The following is a 1,432-nucleotide window of genomic DNA, read 5'->3' as shown; positions in this document are numbered from 1 at the left end:
CCAGAAGAAGATTTTCACGCACAGTCAGTTCATAGCGGCCGTAGTCTTGACTCACCAAACCCACATTTGCCAACAAATCATCAGGTGATATGTCCTGTACCGGCTTATCTCCAATGAGGATGTCTCCTTTGGAGGGCTTAAGCATACCCATGAGTGCATTTACTAGGGTTGTCTTTCCCGATCCGCTGGGCCCGACAATACCAATCATCTGCCCGGGACCAAAAGTGAGATTGATGTTTTTAAGAGCTAAAGAATCAGCTTTTGGATACTGGATAGCAAGATTCCTAATGGAAACGCTGCAGATTTCGGGGTAGGTATCGGCAACCGGATTTTTCTGCTCGGGCTGTGCGCTAGAAATAAACTTTCGATATATATCAATTGCGTTTGACCCCGCTGCCATCGAGCTAAGGTCGCTTCCCATCGAGCCAAGCGAGACTATAGCTGAGGTAATACCTATAACAGCTCCAGCAAGAGCACCGGGAGCCGGCACCGAGGCCGCTAGAAAAATAAGGGCTAAAGCTAGCAGTGCAGCGCTTATAAAACCAACAATTGTATATATTCTGAGGATGTAACGAGCTAGGCCAATTTCCTCCTCACCGGATTTTTTCCGTTCTTGATTAGCACGATGCGCAAAGAACGACCGAGCATTAAGAATTGCAAGCTCACGAGCAGTAGTTATTTGTGCAATCTGGTTAGTGCTATGCCACGCGTTGTAGCTATATGAATATATTTTTTCCATTGCCTCAGCATTCTTACTCGAATAGAGATGTGACATCAAGGCAACAGGAATCATGCCTGCAAGCATGCAGAGTGAAGCATATACATTGATCTTTCCTACGGAATAACTAAGGGCTCCCGTCGAAAAAATGATGAATATCAGAGCACCCATAGTGGAAACTTGAGACCCCAGGCTCCCCCCTGTCACAGCTTCATGAGCTGCCCTTGATGAGCGAGCATAATCACCGCTTGCGATTTCCTGAGAGGAACAAGTCGCCAGACGAGAAGATACGTTCTGAATACCCGTACTTGACATTCGAGAATTTAGAATCATACGCAGAGAGTCTGATGCTTGTCCCAGGGCAATGTATCCTGCCAGCACAAAACTAACCCCCAGCGCTAGCGGGAGCACTTCATCCTGGCTCTGGCCCAAATGCTCAACAAGTCTAGTGACAGCCTCCATCTGCAGAGCAGGGAATAGTGATAGGCACACAACAGACACTAGATAGGAAACGGTCCATACGGGGTGATTTTTGAAAGCATAAACCACGGACCAAACAGTATTAGCCATAATCTTACGCATCTTTATAGTCCCTTTCAGCGGAAGTTTTGCGCCCTGCAGAATCTTCAGAGATCTGATTTTTGAAAATTTCCATAAACTTTCCCTCTGCCTTCAGCAGCTCCCGGTAGGTTCCTTGCTCCACCACACACCCAC

General features: G+C 47.1%; 1 protein-coding gene. It reads right to left on the bottom strand.

Annotated features, from left to right (window positions below):
• Nucleotides 1-1,288, bottom strand: a 1,288-nt coding sequence (locus HMPREF2942_RS09365; protein ID WP_168161078.1) for an ATP-binding cassette domain-containing protein, incomplete at its 3' end; no start/stop codon positions are given.
• Nucleotides 1,289-1,432: the final 144 nt, after the last annotated feature.

This window comes from Rothia sp. HMSC071C12, assembly GCF_001813895.1.
GTDB lineage: Bacteria > Actinomycetota > Actinomycetes > Actinomycetales > Micrococcaceae > Rothia > Rothia mucilaginosa.
This window is presented reverse-complemented; position numbering and strand designations above follow the sequence as displayed.